The sequence below is a fragment of the Psychrobacter sp. UBA3962 genome (genome assembly GCF_002385225.1).
In the GTDB taxonomy this organism is placed as follows: Bacteria; Pseudomonadota; Gammaproteobacteria; order Pseudomonadales; family Moraxellaceae; genus Psychrobacter.
Genome location: NZ_DGDC01000013.1, coordinates 110,300 through 128,724, shown reverse-complemented (window position 1 = coordinate 128,724; position 18,425 = coordinate 110,300). Strand labels below are relative to the sequence as shown.

General features: G+C 41.9%; 13 protein-coding genes and 1 tRNA gene. 13 read left to right on the top strand and 1 reads right to left on the bottom strand.

The genetic code is table 11. The annotated features are described in order from the left end of the window. The 12 genes from B3S92_RS04025 to B3S92_RS03970 all read left to right on the top strand — a co-directional run. On the top strand, window positions 1-540 hold a 540-nt coding region (locus B3S92_RS04025), incomplete at its 5' end, for an EF-Tu/IF-2/RF-3 family GTPase (RefSeq protein WP_296202932.1). 393 nt (window positions 541-933) lie between these two features. Next, a tRNA-Trp gene (locus B3S92_RS04020) sits at window positions 934-1,009 on the top strand. 133 nt (window positions 1,010-1,142) lie between these two features. Continuing rightward, the gene (gene secE / locus B3S92_RS04015) at window positions 1,143-1,616 is read left to right on the top strand and encodes a preprotein translocase subunit SecE (protein ID WP_296202931.1); all 474 of its coding nucleotides are present in this window, start codon (window positions 1,143-1,145) and stop codon (window positions 1,614-1,616) included. A 147-nt stretch (window positions 1,617-1,763) separates the two neighbouring features. Then, on the top strand, window positions 1,764-2,294 hold the full coding sequence (gene nusG, locus B3S92_RS04010) for a transcription termination/antitermination protein NusG (protein WP_011961254.1): 531 nt from the start codon (window positions 1,764-1,766) through the stop codon (window positions 2,292-2,294). A gap of 131 nt (window positions 2,295-2,425) precedes the next feature. Beyond that, window positions 2,426-2,857 carry a 50S ribosomal protein L11 gene (rplK, locus tag B3S92_RS04005; protein WP_007395730.1) on the top strand — a complete coding sequence of 144 codons (432 nt, stop codon included), beginning with the start codon at window positions 2,426-2,428 and terminating at the stop codon, window positions 2,855-2,857. Further along, window positions 2,858-3,559, top strand: coding sequence for a 50S ribosomal protein L1 (gene rplA / locus B3S92_RS04000; RefSeq protein ID WP_028858898.1), 702 nt, complete (start codon window positions 2,858-2,860; stop codon window positions 3,557-3,559). 446 nt (window positions 3,560-4,005) lie between these two features. Beyond that, window positions 4,006-4,533, top strand: a complete 528-nt coding sequence (rplJ, locus tag B3S92_RS03995) for a 50S ribosomal protein L10 (protein WP_028858897.1) — start codon at window positions 4,006-4,008, stop codon at window positions 4,531-4,533. A 138-nt stretch (window positions 4,534-4,671) separates the two neighbouring features. After that, window positions 4,672-5,049 carry a 50S ribosomal protein L7/L12 gene (rplL, locus tag B3S92_RS03990; protein ID WP_028858896.1) on the top strand — a complete coding sequence of 126 codons (378 nt, stop codon included), beginning with the start codon at window positions 4,672-4,674 and terminating at the stop codon, window positions 5,047-5,049. 634 nt (window positions 5,050-5,683) lie between these two features. Beyond that, window positions 5,684-9,802, top strand: coding sequence for a DNA-directed RNA polymerase subunit beta (rpoB, locus tag B3S92_RS03985; protein ID WP_077450169.1), 4,119 nt, complete (start codon window positions 5,684-5,686; stop codon window positions 9,800-9,802). A 127-nt stretch (window positions 9,803-9,929) separates the two neighbouring features. Beyond that, a complete protein-coding gene (gene rpoC / locus B3S92_RS03980; RefSeq protein WP_296202914.1) occupies window positions 9,930-14,159 on the top strand; it encodes a DNA-directed RNA polymerase subunit beta' in 4,230 nt (1,409 codons plus the stop codon). Between the two features lie 384 nt (window positions 14,160-14,543). Continuing rightward, window positions 14,544-15,263, top strand: a complete 720-nt coding sequence (locus B3S92_RS03975; protein ID WP_296202913.1) for a hypothetical protein — start codon at window positions 14,544-14,546, stop codon at window positions 15,261-15,263. 147 nt (window positions 15,264-15,410) lie between these two features. After that, the gene (locus B3S92_RS03970) at window positions 15,411-15,920 is read left to right on the top strand and encodes a DUF6586 family protein (protein ID WP_296202911.1); all 510 of its coding nucleotides are present in this window, start codon (window positions 15,411-15,413) and stop codon (window positions 15,918-15,920) included. 130 nt (window positions 15,921-16,050) lie between these two features. On the opposite strand, the gene B3S92_RS03965 is transcribed toward B3S92_RS03970, so the two are convergent. Continuing rightward, a complete protein-coding gene (locus tag B3S92_RS03965; RefSeq protein WP_296202909.1) occupies window positions 16,051-16,758 on the bottom strand; it encodes a DUF4442 domain-containing protein in 708 nt (235 codons plus the stop codon). Window positions 16,759-16,941: 183 nt separating this feature from the next. On the opposite strand from B3S92_RS03965, the gene B3S92_RS03960 reads away from it, so the two are divergent. Next, window positions 16,942-18,420 (top strand): McrB family protein, encoded by a 1,479-nt coding sequence (locus B3S92_RS03960; protein WP_296202908.1) that lies wholly within the window; start codon window positions 16,942-16,944, stop codon window positions 18,418-18,420. Window positions 18,421-18,425 lie beyond the last annotated feature (5 nt).

Sequence of the window (18,425 nt, the reverse complement as noted above, 5' to 3'; positions counted from 1 at the left end):
GAAGATGTATTCTCAATCTCAGGTCGTGGTACAGTAGTAACTTGCTGTGTTGAGTCTGGTATCGGACGCGTTGGTGACGAGATTGAAATCGTTGGTATCAAAGACACAGTTAAAACAACTTGTACTGGTATCGAGATGTTCCGTAAGTTACTAGACGAAGGTCGTGCTGGTGAGAACTGTGGTGTACTACTACGTGGTACTAAGCGTGAAGACGTACAACGTGGTCAAGTACTAGCTAAGCCAGGTTCAATCACTCCACACACAAACTTTGACGCAGAAGTATACGTACTGTCAAAAGAAGAAGGTGGTCGTCACACTCCATTCTTGAATGGTTACCGTCCACAGTTCTACTTCCGTACTACTGACGTAACTGGTGCAATCCAATTACAAGAAGGTACTGAAATGGTAATGCCAGGCGATAACGTTGAGATGAGCGTAGAGCTAATCCACCCAATCGCTATGGACAAAGGTTTACGTTTCGCAATTCGCGAAGGTGGCCGTACTGTAGGTGCTGGTGTTGTTGCTAACGTTAAAAACTAATTTTAGTTAATACGTAGTACAGCATTATGCAAAAAAAAGACCCTCTGGAAACAGAGGGTCTTTTTTTATGGCTGTTTTTTAACTTACTCATATTTAGGGCTCAAGGTGAGGGCTGAAGCTTGAAATTCATGGCGAGACAAATTTAACTAAATATGTCGTTTATAGTAAACCAAGATAATATGATCAAAATACTAGTGATAATTTAATAAAACGAAGCAATTAGTCAAAACTCACTTGAGTTAATTTCAATAAATGCTTAAAATGTCGCCACTAATGACTAGGATCAACATAACATTTGATTGGTAATGTCTTATTTTGGAAGAATCCTAATGAGTCTTACTCACAAGGGTTGCATTCCACAAAAAAGATTGTATAATAGTCAACCTTAACTAAAGGCGATTGGCTCAATTGGTAGAGCATCGGTTTCCAAAACCGAGGGTTGGGGGTTCGAGTCCCTCATCGCCTGCCACTTTATTACTGTTTAAGCTTAACGAAGTTATAAGCTTAATGGCTTGATAAGCTAAATAGTACCAAGCACTCTTCTTTTACCATACAGATAGGCGGCATTAATTCTATCGTCTACGTCGTAAGGCAATTCAACTATGAGCAAACAACAGGATAACCTAGAAAGAAAGGTATCTGACGCTAGGCAGGGCGCTCATAATACGTTGGGTCAAGACCTTTCTGGTAAAAGTGCAGTGGAAGTTGCAAAAACCCGTTCGCCAAAAGATATGGCACTTTGGGGACTTGCATTGGCCTCCTTAATTGGGGCTACCTTGGTACAATATAAATTACCAGGCATTTGGCAACCTGCTAACGATTTGTGGACACGAGTGGGCATTATTGCTGCTCTGATTGTTTTAGCTATCATCTGTTTGGCTTTAACCAATCAAGGTCGTAGCTTTAAGGTATTACTTAAAGATGCGAGTATTGAGCTACGTCGTGTTACTTGGCCAAGTAAGAATGAAACCATTCAATATACTTGGCAAAGCTTATTAGTAATTGGCATTGTCGCGGTTATAGTTTGGTTGTTAGATAACTTATTTAACTGGTTGGTTGGTGCCTTTATTGGCTAAATAAGCCAGCATTGGCTACCGGTAGTATTAGAATAAAGAATTGTTAGGGCTGGGCTTCATATAACCTTTATCTTGATATAAGTTATATAAGCCATACAGCCTGTTTTTTTAATCAGCAATCGTTTGATTGACGTCATGGAGAAACCTATGCGCTGGTATATTGTGCAAGCATTTTCAGGCTATGAAAAGCAGGTCCAACGCTACTTGACGGATCGTATCAATCGCAGTGAGTTCGCTGATAAATTCGGTGAGGTTTTAGTACCTACCGAAGAAGTCGTTGAAATGAAAGACGGCAAAAAGCGTAAAAGTGAGCGTAAATTCTTTCCAGGCTACGTATTAGTAGAGATGGAAATGAATGATGATACTTGGCACATCGTTAATGATTGCCCCCGTATTACCGGCTTCATCGGCGGTACGCCAGAGAATCCAGCACCTATTACTAAAGTTGAGGCCGATCGCATCTTAAATCGTCTTAAACAAAGTGAAGAAGCACCACGTCCTAAGACTTTGTTTGAGCCAGGTGAAGAAGTTCTGGTTATCGACGGACCATTTACAGATTTTAAAGGTTTGGTTGAAAAAGTAGATTACGAAAAATCGAAGTTACAACTGACCGTAAACGTATTTAACAGACCGACTCAGGTCGAATTAGAGTTTAGTAAGGTTGAAAAGTTAAGCTAATAGGCTTACTACAAATCAACTGAACTAAATATTTTACCCACCGGGGAGCGGATAGCTCTGCTTATCAACTTGCTTCAATAAAATTGGTAAGTGTGAGCAGCAAGCGTTATCACCCGTAAAGGAGAAAACTCATGGCTAAGAAGATTGATGGTTACATCAAACTACAAGTGCCTGCTGGCAAAGCAAACCCTTCACCACCGATTGGTCCTGCACTAGGTCAAAAAGGTGTGAACATCATGGCATTCTGTAAAGAGTTCAACGCAGCGACAGCTAGCATGGAACCAGGTCTGCCAATTCCTACTGAAATTACAGTATACGCTGATAAATCATTTACATTTATCATGAAGTCACCACCTGCTGCGTTCTTGCTGCGTAAAGCTGCTGGCATCGCTAAAGGTTCTGGTGTTCCAAATACTACTAAAGTAGGTAAAGTTACTCGTGCACAGCTAGAAGAAATCGTGCAAACTAAGAATGCTGATTTGACTGCTGCTGACCTGGACGCTGCTGTACGTACCATCGCTGGTACTGCGCGTTCAATGGGCATCGATGTGGAGGGTGTGTAAATGAGTAAGCTTACTAAACGTCAAAAATTGATCGCTGAGCGTGTAGAAAACGAAAAGTTATACACTCTTGAAGAAGCGGTAACTATTTTAAACGAACTACCTCCTCTTAAATTCAAAGAGTCAGTTGATATCGCTATCAACCTAGGTGTTGATCCACGTAAATCAGACCAAGTAGTTCGTGGTGCAACTAACCTACCTGCAGGTACTGGTAAAACTAAGCGTATCGCTGTATTCGCCCAAGGCGCTGCTGCTGATGCTGCTAAAGAAGCTGGTGCTGACGTAGTGGGTATGGAAGATCTTGCAGAACAAGTTAAAGCGGGCAACCTAGACTTTGACGTTGTTATTGCAGCTCCAGACGCCATGCGTGTAGTGGGTCAGTTAGGTACTATCCTAGGTCCACGTGGCTTAATGCCTAACCCTAAAGTAGGTACAGTTACTCCTAACGTTGCTGAAGCAGTTGCAAACGCTAAAGCAGGTCAGGCTACTTACCGTGTAGACAAAGCAGGTATCATCCACACCACTATCGGTCAGGTTGGTTTCACTGTTGAGCAAATCCAGCAGAACGTACAGGCTTTATTATCAGACATCCGTCGTGCTAAGCCAGCTACTTCTAAAGGTATCTACATTAAGAAAATTACTTTATCAAGCACTATGGGTCCTGGCATCACATTAGATCCACTACCATACCGCATGGCTAAGTAATTCAACTAATTTATTAGTTATTTAGTGATAATTTGAGCTCTCCTTATTTGAGACTTGAATTATCACCCAAATTTAAAGTATTAAAATATTAGGTCAGCTTAGCCAAAGCTATGCTGTCTAAGACCGTAGGTAGGTATGTTGAGGAAGTAAATCTTTTGATTTATAACCGTAGGCATACTGTTAATTGATGTTGGTGTTAATGTTTGGTTTTCTAATCATTATTAGCCCAATATTGGCCTACGCAGACGGTGACCAAAAAAGTTTGATCATGGGAATTAAATAGAGTTTATCCATTTAGTTTCTTATTCATTCTGATAAAGGTGCCGTATTCAGCGTTACTAGAGTGGTCAAAAATTATTTAGTTAATATTTGACCAGTAGCTTTAGTAATAGAAACGTCAATTCGGCATTGTGAAAGCAATGTTGAAGAGATCAAGGAGTCAACTCATGGCATTAACGCTAGAACAGAAACAAAAAGTTGTGGCTGAAGTGTCTGAAGTTGCTGCAAATGCTTATTCAGCAGTTGCTGCTGATTATCACGGTCTTGAAGTAGGTCAGTTAACTGAACTACGTGTTCAAGCACGTGAGAAAGGTGTTGTACTTAAAGTAGTTAAAAACACGCTAGCTAAGCGTGCTTTTGAAGGTACTAACTTTGAGTGCATGTCAGATAAGATGGTTGGCCCATTGTTACTGGCTTTTTCTACTGAAGATTTAGGTTCAGCTGCTCGTGTTATTTATGAGTTCAGCAAAGAACATAAAGCTTTAGAGCCAAAGCTTGTATCAGTTGGTGGTGAGTTGTTTGGTCCTGAGGAATTAGAGCGCGTAGCTAAACTTCCAACACGCGACGAAGCACTGTCTATCTTGATGGCAACAATGAAGGCACCAGTAACCAAGCTTGCACGTACTATGAAAGAAGTACCAGGCAAGTTTGTACGTACTGTTGCAGCAGTAAAAGACGCAAAAGAAGCCGCTTAGTTTATAACGACTTAACTTATATAAGTCAGTTACTAAGTTGTTTTCGATTAATACAGCATGATCATCGCCTAGTGGCATAAACAAACTGTATTGATGTTAATTAAACCCTTTAAATTTATCAGAATATGGAGAAATCCCATGGCACTATCTAGAGAAGATGTATTAAACGCAATCGCTGAAATGTCAGTAATGGACATCGTTGAACTAATCAGCGAAATGGAAGAAAAATTCGGCGTAACGGCTGCTGCTGCTGTTGCTGCTGCACCTGCTGCTGCTGCTGGTGGCGCTGCTGCTGCTGAAGAAAAAGATGAGTTCGACGTTATTCTTGCTAGCTTCGGCGACAAGAAAGTTGGCGTAATTAAAGCAGTTCGTGAAGCTACTGGCCTAGGTCTAAAAGAAGCTAAAGAACTAGTTGAAGGCGCTCCAGCTCCAATCAAAGAAGGCGCTAACAAAGCAGAAGCTGAAGAGCTTAAGAAAAAGCTTGAAGAAGCAGGCGCTACTGTAGAACTTAAATAATAGAGATTAATCTATTATAAGTTCGGTTAGGTAAGGGTTAAATCTTATCTAACTATAAAGCCAACAATGTAATATGCATTGTTGGCTTTTTTTATTTATACTCTATTGAATTATAGAGGCGGTTGCTTTTGTCATAAAGCTATTGTATAATCTCGCACTTGACCTTTTGTATTAGCCTAAATGGTTGACAGGCGTCACGTTAATATCTCATCAACATCAGCTTAACGAACGTTTAGCGATTAATACAGACCAAGGGACAGACAATTTGCATGTTTAAAACATCGTTAGCTTCTATCCTATTTATTTAGACCTAGGTACGCTCGTGCTTGGGGTTTTTTTGCATCTGTCGTTTGGCTTCTTTTTAACCTAATTTAACAACTTTTTTGTAATAATTCGTTTCAATAACTAGCAAAAACCATTAGCTATTAACGTTTGTAATGGGTTTGGCGGCGTCGACACTCAAATAATGAGTCAAAACGTCATGATTGTATGCACAACAGGCATTATCAAAGGTCATTCTCACTGTTTCAATCTGATGATTCCTATTTAGAACTTGAGTAATAAGTTAATTATTAACCACTTAATTTTTAAAAATGAATCATTTTTATTTTACTGTCTACTGTAAGGACTCTCGATGGCATATTCCTATACTGAAAAAAAACGTATTCGCAAAAGTTTTGCCGAGTTGCCACATGTAATGGATATCCCGTATCTATTGGCGATTCAAGTGGATTCCTATGAGCAATTTTTGCAGGAAAATAAAAAGCCTAAAGCGCGTGAGAATACCGGCCTTCAAGCTGCATTTTCATCTATTTTCCCAATCGAAAGTAATTCAAACAACGCCGAACTGCAATTTGTTGAGTACTATTTAGGTGCACCAGAGTTCGATGAGCGCGAGTGTATTTCTCGTGGATCAACGTATGCAGCACCACTGCGTGTAAAAATCCGTTTGGTTATCAAAGATAAAGATAGCAAAGACAAAAATAGCAAAGCAGCTATTAAAGATATTCGTGAACAAAACGTATATATGGGTGAAATCCCATTAATGACCGATAACGGTACCTTTATTATTAATGGTACTGAGCGTGTTATCGTTTCTCAATTACACCGTTCACCAGGGGTGTTCTTTGACCACGATAAAGGTAAGTCACACTCGAGCGGTAAAGTACTTTATAACGCCCGTATCATTCCTTACCGTGGCTCATGGTTAGACTTTGAGTTTGATGCAAAAGATTTAGTATTCGCTCGTATTGACCGTCGTCGTAAGCTATTGGGTACTATTATCCTACGTGCGTTAGGCATGGACACCAATGAAATTTTAGATACTTTCTTCGAAAAAGTTTCTGTATATAAAGGTGAAGAGCAATTCGAAATTGACTTGGTTGCTGATCGTCTACGTGGCGAGATGGCTCAGTTCGATATCGTATCACCAGACGGTGAAGTACTGGTTGAGCAAGGTAAGCGTATTAACGCCCGTCGTATTCGTCAAATCGAACAGTCTGGCATGAAAAAGCTAGCTGTCCCTGATGAGTACTTATATGAGCGTATTTTGGCAGAAGACATCGTAGTTAATGACGAAGTAATCGCCAAAGCCAACACTTTAATTGACCATGAATTATTGGTTAAGTTAAGTGCCTTTGAAGCCAGTGAATCTATCAAAGAGTTCAAGATTCTATTCACTAACGATATCGACCATGGTACTTATATCGCTGATACGCTACGTGCGGATAGCACCGGTAGCCGCGAAGAAGCGCTAATCGAAATTTATAAAGTGATGCGTCCAGGTGAGCCACCAACGATTGATACTGCTGAAAAACTGTTCGAAAGTATGTTCTTCAATGCAGACCGTTATGATTTATCTAACGTAGGTCGCATGAAGTTCAACCGTCGTTTAGGTCGTCCTTTTGAAAACAGTGATGATCCAGATGTTAAGCGTGAACAAAGCGTATTGACTAAAGAAGACATTATTGACGTATTAAAAGAGCTGATCAATATCCGTAACGGTATTGGTGAAGTGGACGATATTGACCACTTAGGTAACCGTCGTATTCGTTCAGTGGGCGAAATGGCCGAAAACCAGTTCCGTGTGGGTCTAGTACGTGTTGAGCGTGCGGTTAAAGAGCGTTTGAGCTCTGCTGAATCTGATAACTTATCGCCACAAGATTTAATTAACTCTAAGCCAGTTGCGGCTGCGGTTAAAGAGTTCTTTGGTTCAAGCCAGTTGTCTCAGTTCATGGACCAAAACAACCCCTTATCTGAGATTACCCACAAGCGTCGTATTTCAGCTTTAGGCCCAGGTGGTCTAACTCGTGAGCGTGCAGGCTTCGAAGTGCGTGACGTTCATAACACTCACTATGGTCGTGTGTGTCCAATTGAGACCCCTGAAGGTCCAAACATTGGTCTGATTAACTCATTAGCGACCTTTGCTAAGACCAACGAATTTGGTTTCTTAGAAACCCCATATCGTAAAGTAGTAGACGGTAAAGTAACCGATGATATCGAATACTTATCGGCCATTGAAGAAGTAGGTACTGTTATCGCTCAGGCTGACTCTGAGTTAGATGAAAACGGTGTGCTTGCTGAAGAGATGGTAATGGTACGTAGTGGTGGTGAATCTGTACGTATGCCAAGCGACAAAGTAACGCATATGGACGTATCACCAAGCCAGGTTGTTTCAGTTGCAGCCAGCTTAATTCCATTCCTTGAGCATGATGATGCTAACCGTGCCTTGATGGGTTCGAACATGCAACGTCAGGCTGTTCCTACGCTACGTGCTGATAAGCCATTAGTAGGTACCGGTATGGAGCGTCACGTAGCCCGTGACTCTGGTGTGTGTGTTATTGCTAAGCGAGGTGGTGTTATTGAAGACGTGGATGCTTCTCGTATCGTAGTTCGTGTTAACGAAGAGGAGATGCAGCCAGGTGAAGCCGGTATCGATATTTATAACTTAATTAAATATACCCGCTCAAACCAAAACACCTGTATCAACCAGCGCATTATTGTTAACCAAGGCGATGAAATCGCTGGCGGTGACATCTTAGCCGATGGTCCCTCAACTGACTTAGGTGAGTTGGCATTGGGTCAGAACATGCGTGTGGCATTTATGCCATGGAACGGTTATAACTTCGAAGATTCGATTTTGTTATCTGAGCGTGTGGTAAAAGAAGACCGTTTCACAACCATCCATATTCAAGAATTAACTTGTGTGGCGCGTGATACTAAACTGGGTACTGAAGAAATTACTGCCGATATTCCAAACGTAGGGGAAGCTGCTTTATCTGCGCTTGATGAGTCAGGTATTGTTTACATCGGTGCTGAAGTAGATGCGGGTGACATCCTTGTTGGTAAAGTAACACCAAAAGGTGAAACACAATTAACGCCAGAAGAAAAACTTCTGAGAGCCATCTTCGGTGAGAAAGCAGCAGACGTTAAAGATACTTCTTTGCGTGTGCCAACTTCTACCAAAGGTACGGTTATTGACGTTCAAGTCTTTACTCGTGATGGCGTAGAAAAAGACGCTCGTGCTAAAGCGATCGAAAAAGCTCAATTAGACGACTATCGTAAAGATTTAAAAGAAGAGCTTCGTATCTTTGAAGAAGCAGCGCGTAGCCGTATTAGTCATTTACTTGATGGTAAAGCTATCAGTGGTGGCGCTGGCCTTAAGTCAGGTACCGTATTGGCAGAATCTGAATTACTAGAAATGTCTTTAGAGACTTTACTAGACATTCAGCCAGTAGAAGAAGAGATTGCTGAGCGTTTGACTCAAATTCAAGAGTTCTTAGTAGATAAGCAAAAAGACATCGACACTAAGTTCGCTGAGAAAAAACGTAAGTTAACCGCGGGTGATGATCTACAGCACGGCGTACAAAAAATCGTTAAAGTTTACCTAGCGGTTAAACGTCGCATTCAGCCTGGTGATAAGATGGCCGGTCGTCATGGTAACAAAGGGGTTGTATCACGCATCATGCCCGTAGAAGACATGCCATATGACGAACATGGTAACCCAGTGGATATCGTATTGAACCCATTAGGTGTACCTTCGCGTATGAACATCGGTCAGGTGCTTGAGACTCACTTAGGTATGGCGGCTAAAGGTCTTGGTGACAAGATTAATGGCATGCTTAAAGCCCAAGCTGCAGTGGCTGAGTTACGTGACTTCTTAGATAAGATTTACAACAAGGTGGGCGGTGAGCAAGCTGACTTAGACAGCTTGAGTGATGAAGACATCATGGCACTTGCCAATAACTTGCGTGATGGTGTGCCTATGGGTACTGCGGTATTTGATGGCGCACGCGAAGTTCAAATTGATGAGCTTTTAGAACTTGCAGGTTATCCAACTTCAGGTCAGCAGACTTTATATGATGGTCGTACTGGCCAGAAGTTTGACCGTCCTGTGACTGTGGGCTACATGTACATGCTGAAACTAAACCACTTAGTAGATGACAAGATGCATGCTCGCTCAACAGGTTCATACTCATTAGTAACGCAGCAACCATTAGGTGGTAAAGCACAATTTGGTGGTCAGCGCTTCGGTGAGATGGAAGTTTGGGCCCTAGAAGCATACGGCGCAACTTACACGTTGCAAGAGATGCTAACAGTGAAGTCGGATGATGTTGAAGGTCGTACGCGTATGTATAAGAACATCGTCGATGGTGAACAGTACATGGATCCAGGCATGCCTGAGTCATTCAACGTACTGACCAAAGAGATTAAGTCATTGGGTATTAATATTGAGCTAAAAGAAAGTAATTAGTCTTATCCTTTAACTCAGCCTAATTCATTGCCTTCAACGGTAAGTTTGGGTCATCGCTAAAAATGTATTATTGAACATAAATAATAGTGATGACCCCTGCCGTGAACACATATAACGGAGAAGCAACTTGAAAGATTTACTCGATATTATGAAAAGCCCTGCCGACAACGGCAAACGTGAATTTGATAGCATTCAGATTTCATTGGCTGCTCCAGAGACTATTAAATCATGGTCACATGGTGAAGTAAAAAAACCAGAAACTATTAACTACCGTACCTTTAAGCCTGAGCGTGACGGTCTATTCTGTGCCAAAATCTTTGGTCCAGTAAAAGACTTTGAGTGTCTTTGTGGTAAGTACAAGCGCCGTAAATTCCAGGGCGTAATTTGTGAAAAATGTGGTGTAGAAGTGACCACAGCCAAGGTTCGTCGTGACCGTATGGGCCACATCGATTTGGCTAGTCCAGTTGCTCACATTTGGTTCTTAAAATCATTACCAAGCCGTATCGGTCTATTACTTGATATGACACTACGTGATATCGAGCGCGTATTGTATTTCGAAAGCTATGTGGTAACCGATCCAGGCATGACTTCTTTAGAGAAGTATCAACTGCTTGATGATGAAGACTACTATAAAGCGTTAGAAGAGTTCGGTGATGAATTTATCGCTAAAATGGGTGCTGAAGCGATTCAAGACCTATTAAAAGACATTGATATTGATCTTGAAATCGATGATCTACGTGAAGAGATTCCTAACACCGGTTCTGAAACCAAGCTTAAGAAAATGTCTAAGCGTCTTAAGTTATTAGAAGCTTTCCGTGACTCTAATAACAAGCCTGAGTGGATGGTAATGAGTATCTTACCAGTACTACCACCAGACTTACGTCCTCTAGTACCGCTAGAAGGCGGCCGCTTTGCGACGTCAGATCTAAACGATTTATATCGCCGTGTTATCAACCGTAACAACCGTTTAAAGCGTCTTTTAGAGCTTAACGCACCAGATATCATTGTGCGTAACGAAAAACGTATGCTACAAGAATCAGTAGATGCGTTATTAGATAATGGTCGTCGTGGTCGTGCTATTACCGGTAGTAACAAGCGTCCTTTAAAATCGCTTGCTGATATGATTAAAGGTAAGCAAGGTCGTTTCCGTCAAAACTTACTAGGTAAGCGTGTTGACTATTCTGGCCGTTCAGTAATTGTTGTGGGTCCAACCCTACGTCTACATCAGTGTGGTTTGCCGAAGAAAATGGCTCTTGAATTATTCAAGCCATTCACTTATTCAAAACTATTATCACACGGTATGGCCACTACCATTAAACAAGCTAAGAAGATGGTAGAGCGTGAAGAGCCACAAGTTTGGGATATGCTGGCCATGGTAATCCGTGAGCATCCAGTATTACTAAACCGTGCGCCAACACTGCACAGATTGGGTCTACAAGCGTTTGAGCCCGTACTAATTGAAGGTAAAGCGATTCAGCTACACCCGCTAGTTTGTACCGCGTTTAACGCTGACTTCGACGGTGACCAAATGGCAGTACACGTGCCATTAACTCTTGAAGCACAGTTAGAAGCCCGTGTGCTTATGATGTCTACGAACAACATCTTATCACCTGCTAACGGTGATCCGATTATCGTACCCTCACAAGACGTTGTACTGGGTCTATACTACATTAGCCGCTCATCAATTAATGCCAAAGGTGAAGGCATGATCTTCGCCACGGTTAATGAAGCGTTGCGCGCGATTGGATCAAATGACCTACACGTAAACGCAAAAATTAAAGTTCGTGTTACCGAAACCACTTTTGATGAAGAAGGTAATGCCACTAAAGAAACACACTTACAAGATACTGTAGCGGGTCGCTTATTGATCTGGAACATCATGCCAAAAGGTATGAAGTTCGAAGAGTGTAACGTTGAGATGACTAAGAAAAACATCTCAAAACTAATGAACTCTTGCTACCGTACTCGTGGTGTGAAAGAAAGTGTTATCTTCGCTGACCAATTGATGTACCTAGGTTTTGCTCAAGCAACTCTATCAGGTGTGTCTATCGGTATTGAAGACATGGTTATTCCACCTAAGAAGAAAGAGCTTATCGAAGCGGCTGATGCTGAAGTTCGTGAAATTGAACAACAGTTTGAGCAAGGTTTCGTAACTGCTGGTGAGCGCTATAACAAAGTAGTCGATATTTGGTCACGTACCAACGATAAAGTAGCCAAAGCGATGATGGACAACTTGTCTACTGACAAAGTTATCAACGCACAAGGTGAAGAGGAAGAACAGAAATCATTCAACTCTATCTTCATCATGTCAGACTCTGGTGCTCGTGGTAGTGCAGCACAGATTCGTCAGTTAGCAGGTATGCGTGGTCTGATGGCTAAGCCAGATGGTTCAATTATTGAGACCCCAATTAAGGCTAACTTCCGTGAGGGTCTATCGGTACTTCAGTACTTTATCTCGACTCACGGTGCCCGTAAAGGTCTTGCGGATACTGCACTGAAGACTGCTAACTCAGGTTACTTAACCCGTCGTTTAGTAGACGTGGCGCAAGATTTGGTTATCACAGAGAACGATTGTGGTACTGAAAAAGGCGTTCGCATGACACCACACATTCAAGGTGGTGAAATCATCGAGAAGCTGGGTGATCGTGTGTTAGGTCGCGTGGTAGCAACCGACGTTATCAACCGTGAAGATGAAGTGATCTTAGCGGCTGGTACTTTGATTGATGAGCAAGGCGTACAGCTAATTGATAACAATGGTATCGATGAGGTGTGGGTGCGTTCAGTAATTACTTGTGATGTGCCACATGGGGTTTGTGCTCAGTGTTATGGTCGTGACTTAGCCCGTGGTCATAAAGTGAACATCGGTGAGTCTGTGGGTGTTATGGCTGCTCAGTCAATTGGTGAGCCAGGTACTCAGTTAACCATGCGTACGTTCCACGTAGGGGGTGCGGCGAGCTCGACCTCAGTAGACAACAGTATCTCTGTGCGTAATTCAGGTTTCATCCGCTTCCATAACATGAAGACGGTTGAGCACGTGGATGGTCACCTAGTTATCGTTTCTCGTTCTGCTGAAATCGGTATTGCGGATGATGTGGGCCGTGAGCGTGAGCGCTATAAAGTCCCTTATGGTTCAAGTGTTCTAGTGAAAGATGGTGATCAAGTTGAGAGTGGACAGTCTATTGCTAAATGGGATCCACACACTCACCCAATTATCACAGAATTCGCTGGTAAAGCTCGCTTCAGTGACATTATCGATGGCTCAACTGCCACGGTTAAGATTGATGAAGCCACAGGTATGAGCTCATTTGAGATTCTTGGTTCAAAAGACCGTCCAAGTAACTCAAAAGACTTACGTCCAGCAATTATTCTAGACACTACAGGCGGTAAAGAAGTGGTTTACTTCCTACCAGCTGAGACTATTATCCGTGTCTCTGATGGTGAAGAAGTGACGGCCGGTTCGGTATTAGGTCGTGTACCACAAGCGACTTCAGGTACTAAAGATATTACCGGTGGTCTGCCACGTGTTGCTGACTTATTTGAAGCACGTCGTCCGAAAGATCATGCCATCATGGCAGAAATGTCTGGTGTGGTAAGCTTCGGCACCTCAACCAAAGGTAAGAACCGCTTCATCATTACCAATGAAGATGGCGAAGTACATGAAGAGCTCATTCCAAAATGGCGTCAAATCAACGTATTCGAAAACGAAACCGTTGCTCGTGGTGAGGTTATTGCAGATGGTCCGTTGAATCCGCATGATATCTTACGCTTACAAGGTGAGACCGCTCTAGCGAACTACATCGTTGACGAAGTACAAGAGGTTTATCGTCTGCAAGGTGTTAAGATCAACGATAAGCACATTGAAGTTATTATCCGTCAGATGTTACGTAAAGTAGAAGTAACTGATGCTGGTGATTCTAACTACTTCAAGGGCGATCAGGTTGAATACGCTGATGTGAAAGCGCTGAACGAGAAACTATTGGCTGAAGATAAGTTCCCAGTACAGTTTGAGCGTCAGTTACTTGGTATTACCAAAGCCAGCTTGGCCACTGAAAGCTTCATCTCAGCGGCTTCGTTCCAGGAAACTACGCGCGTGTTAACTGCTGCTGCGGTTACTGGTAAAGTGGATGAACTACGTGGTCTGAAAGAGAACGTGGTTGTTGGTCGCTTGATTCCAGCGGGGACAGGTCTTGCTTATCATGCAGCTCGTAAGAAAGCCAAAGAAGGTAAGCCGGCTTATGATGTAGAAAGCGCTCTAGATGCTGCGTTTGATCTAGAAGCAAATACTACCGCTCAAGACTTCAGAAGCTTCGATGAAGCCTTTGCACAAGAGCTTAGCCAAGACAAACCAGGTCAGTAAGTCCTACCTATTGATTTGAGTAAAAGTAACATTAATAGTTATTAAAAAATCCGGCATTCGTGCCGGATTTTTTTATTGCAATAAATTGGTATATATCAGTTACTTATTAAACTCCGAACTTATTTTTGAATAAAAAAACAGTCTTAAGATACTAAAAATTAGCTTGCAACCCAGCAAATGAGCTTGAATCGGAGTTCATAAGGCTTTATAACTATACAAATAACCGTTATTAAAAAAGATTATTATTTAATGAGTTAACTAAACTTACTGTTTGTTTAACTTCTCTGTATTATAACAATAGTAAACTACCGCATTTATTTAATAATAAATCAATAATGATAGAAGAATAGTTTTATTTATTTTGATTAATTTTTTGAGGCAATCATGAGAAAAGTTATTCTGTTAATATCTGCTTTGTTCTCAGCAGGGACGATGAATGCTGCGTACGCTGAAAACAAAACGCCAGACTGTGATAGTTTAAATATCATGTTAATGTCTATGAAAGACGGTTTAGATATTAATGCCAACTGGCGTACAACCGGCTCATCACCTAAGAAATTTAAGACGGTAAGCGTGGGTGACAGTAATAAAACGGATCCTAGTTTTGATATCAGCTGCCCAAACTTAACTGCCAGTTATGATGGTAATGTATTAAAAATGAAGGCAGATAGCTATAAAGGCATTACTGATCATTTATATAAGCAGTTAAATAGGGGAGTGGATTTATATAACTATCGCTGGTATACCGATCCAAAAGTAAAAGCTGATTTTAAAGTAGATAAGTATAGTTTTGATTTAGAAAGATTATTACTTACCGATGGCTATATTAAAATGCCGGAGGGAGGCAGTATTAGTAAAAAACAGTCTTTTATTCCTAATACGGCCGTTATTAGTTATAAAATTAATGGTGGCGAATTAAAGCCGCTGTTGGTTAATAAAAACGTCACCAAATACTCATCAGATTTCAAAGCGGCCAAGACCATCGATATTTACCATAAAAATCCGGATATGGCACGAAGAGGCTTTGGGGTAGAAAGAATATTTGTTGATAAAGAAAATGGGGTGCTAGAGATTTATAAAGAGCATGTATTCCCACCCAAATAAATGCTTTGAGTGATTTATGACTTATACCAAATTCTATGAAGCCTGCTTATATTGAGCGGGTTTTTTATTTTCAGCAAGGATCAGTGGTATATAAATGGCGTTTTTATGGTACATTTATATTTTATCTAAGCAGGGTTGAGACTAAAAATGGCAGACAAAGGTAGAGTGGCCCGTTATCAAGCAGATCGTACCAATCAAAAGTTTTATTTTTGTAGAGTGGCGTGTAAGCAAGCCGAGGATACGGCAGATAAGCAGCTATATCAAGCCCACTGTGAAACCGCTATTTTTCATCTGCAAGGGGCGTTATGGGCTTTTTTACAGGAATTGGCCCATTTCTATAACTTAGATACCAGCCAGCCCAGTATTGACTACATTGAGACTGCTTTAGAGAAAAAAACGCTAATTTCACCAGAGCTACAGCGTCTTAAAATTTCTCTAGAGTCTGGGGTATTGGCCAATATAAATAAGGCTTATCACCGCTGTCAGTATGCGCCTGCCCCAGATAGTAAAGGTATTGAGGCCTCAAGTCATGACTTAATCGTTAATGTGGTAACGCTTTCTAATCAGTGGTTGCCCGATGAGCAGACCATTCGCGATTGGCGTACTGAGTTTATGACTTTGGTCGATGAGATGCGAGGTGGTATGGTGGAATATTAGTCACCTCAGCCGTTATTATTGAAGACTCTAATTTGAATTATAGACCATAAAAAAGGCACTACCGATGACCAGTAGTGCCTTTTTGAATGGGCTTGATTAAGCTAAGATTAGTAGATTTATATTTTTCAATTTACTTAGTTTTAATTTCTTTAGATTTACCTTCACGGCGCTGTTTAAGCTCAGATTTTGGAATCCAAGCCCAAGTCATATCCACAGTAATTGGAGCCCGGTCGCTATCCGAGTTACGGTCCTCGATGACACAAGGAATGACCATCTCACCTTTAGGGGTGTCTAAAATATATTGACGCTGCTCATCACTTAAAGTGGCTATGGCTGCTATCTGTCCTTTTTTGACCGGACGATAGAAGTTCACTTCATAAGACTTAACCAGTAAGATTCTATCTGAAGGTAGATTCACTGCCAAAACAAAGCCGGTAGCGGTCTCAGCCAATAATGTTACTGCCACAGCATGTACCGAACCAATGTGGTTTTGGACGGCTTTTTTATTTTCTAAGCTAACCACCAGTTTGTTTGGGCTCACCTCTTCGTAAACAATGCCCGTAGTGCCGACATAAGGTACAATCTTACTAAAGGCTTTGGTCAGCACAAAAGACTGAGTCGATTTGGGCAGTAATTGCACCGCCTTCAAGATTTTGGTAAAAGGATTATTAATTGCTTTGGGTTGAGCGCTATTAAAGGCGTCCTGATCGGTAGTCTCATTTTTTGGCTGAGTTGTTTTAGAGGGCAGATTTAGTTGGGTAGCTATAGTGGCAGCTTTTTCAGCCACTACTTTTTTAGTAGAAGATACCTGCTGTATAAGATTTGATAACTGGCTCATAACGCGTCCTTTCATGGTTTAAATTGGCTTTCATGGTTTGAGTTAGATAGTGATATTTGATAGGAATGAAAAGAGTATAGCAAAACCATTAGCCAATAAGAGATGATAAAGCGGTCACAAAAAAGGGTTGCCGACTGCCAATTAACCCCCTTACTAATACTTTATAAAATGCGAAGAGATACTTTGAATCAAGATTTGATACCCCGTTTAACGTCCCTACCAACTGAGCCTACCAATATAATTTTTACTGGTGTTGCAGGAACGGGAAAGACCTATAGGCTGCTTGAGCTGCAAAAGCAATATGATGAGCCCATCGAGGCTTCGTGGGAGAGTTGGCGTGTCCAACAGGTCAGCCATTATGGGTGGTGCGAGGTAGTATGTGGCGTTTTGCTGCTAGAAGATAGATTGATGACGGTGCCAGAAATGATGCGTCATCCCTTGGTCGTGGATAAGGCCGCTGCCAATAAACGCAATGAGAATATCAATCAAACTTTATGGGTTCAGCTAAACAAACATGCCCATCCAGAATCTGTGACGGTCAATACCAGCCAGCGTTCTGCCAACTCTTATTTTGACAAAACACAGAGCAGTCAGTGGTTCTTATTAGATGAGATCAAAGAGACGCTACGCAGTCAGCTATCCGAGCTACTATCGTTATACGAGGAGCAGGGCAAGCAGCCTGACAGCCAAGAGCTTGTGGTGAGTCGTAGCTGTTTGGTGAGCTTTCATCAATCTTATGGTTATGATGAATTTGTGGAAGGTATCCGCCCTCGCATTCATCCGCAAACCGGTCAGATGCAGTATGAGATACAGCAAGGGGCTTTTTTGGAGCTGTGTGCTAAGGCGAGTAATGATCCCAGTCACCGTTATGCGATGTTGATTGATGAGATTAATAGAGCCAATACCTCACAAGTCTTTGGGGAGCTTATGAGCGTCATAGAGCCGAGCAAGCGGGCAGGCGGAGCAACCCCAATGGCGGTACGTCTGGCTTACTCAGGACGTCAATTCATGGTGCCTAGCAACGTCGATATCTATGCCACCATGAATACTCAAGACCGCTCCTTGGCGACTTTAGACACGGCCTTTAGAAGACGCTTTGAGTTTGTCACTTGCTATCCCGACAGCTCAATTCTAATTGACGTTGAAGACAAAGCAGGCGATAGCGTTAACTTAGCCGCTTTAATGCAAGCTTTAAATCAGCGCTTGTTTACTTTATTTGGCGCAGAAGCTCAGTTGGGGCAGTCTTATTTTATGGGTATAAGCGATACCGCTCAGCTGGCTCGACGCCTATATCGTCAGGTTATTCCGCAAATCATTGAGTACATAAAACTCAGTGCTATGCCGGCACAAATCCCTGGGCTATTGGCACAGGTGTTGTATGGCCAGGGCAGTGGGGGCAATCAATTGATTGACGACTTTACTGAGATAACTCCTTCGCTTAGCTTGCTACAAACGGGTGTTAAGTCCAATCCTCAAGGGGCGCATGGGTCTCCTATTGTGCATGTTCAGGCTTCCGCCCCAGCTGGATTAAACCCTGAATTTATTGCCGCAGCCACAGTAAATACTGAGCTAGAAAAAGGGACTAAGGGTGCAAATGTATATCTAACCGCTAAGCCCTATCAGCTGCTTTATGCCAGTTATTTGTCTGCACAGGAGTTATAGCCCTT

Excerpts from the sequence above, each read along its gene's own strand:
- B3S92_RS03975 (WP_296202913.1), top strand. The coding sequence starts at position 14,544 with ATGAGAAAAGTTATTCTGTTAATATCTGCTTTGTTCTCAGCAGGGACG.
- B3S92_RS03970 (WP_296202911.1), top strand. The coding sequence starts at position 15,411 with ATGGCAGACAAAGGTAGAGTGGCCCGTTATCAAGCAGATCGTACCAAT.
- rplK (WP_007395730.1), top strand. The coding sequence starts at position 2,426 with ATGGCTAAGAAGATTGATGGTTACATCAAACTACAAGTGCCTGCTGGC.
- B3S92_RS03965 (WP_296202909.1), bottom strand. The coding sequence starts at position 16,758 with ATGAGCCAGTTATCAAATCTTATACAGCAGGTATCTTCTACTAAAAAA.
- rpoB (WP_077450169.1), top strand. The coding sequence starts at position 5,684 with ATGGCATATTCCTATACTGAAAAAAAACGTATTCGCAAAAGTTTTGCC.
- secE (WP_296202931.1), top strand. The coding sequence starts at position 1,143 with ATGAGCAAACAACAGGATAACCTAGAAAGAAAGGTATCTGACGCTAGG.
- rplA (WP_028858898.1), top strand. The coding sequence starts at position 2,858 with ATGAGTAAGCTTACTAAACGTCAAAAATTGATCGCTGAGCGTGTAGAA.
- nusG (WP_011961254.1), top strand. The coding sequence starts at position 1,764 with ATGCGCTGGTATATTGTGCAAGCATTTTCAGGCTATGAAAAGCAGGTC.
- rplJ (WP_028858897.1), top strand. The coding sequence starts at position 4,006 with ATGGCATTAACGCTAGAACAGAAACAAAAAGTTGTGGCTGAAGTGTCT.
- rplL (WP_028858896.1), top strand. The coding sequence starts at position 4,672 with ATGGCACTATCTAGAGAAGATGTATTAAACGCAATCGCTGAAATGTCA.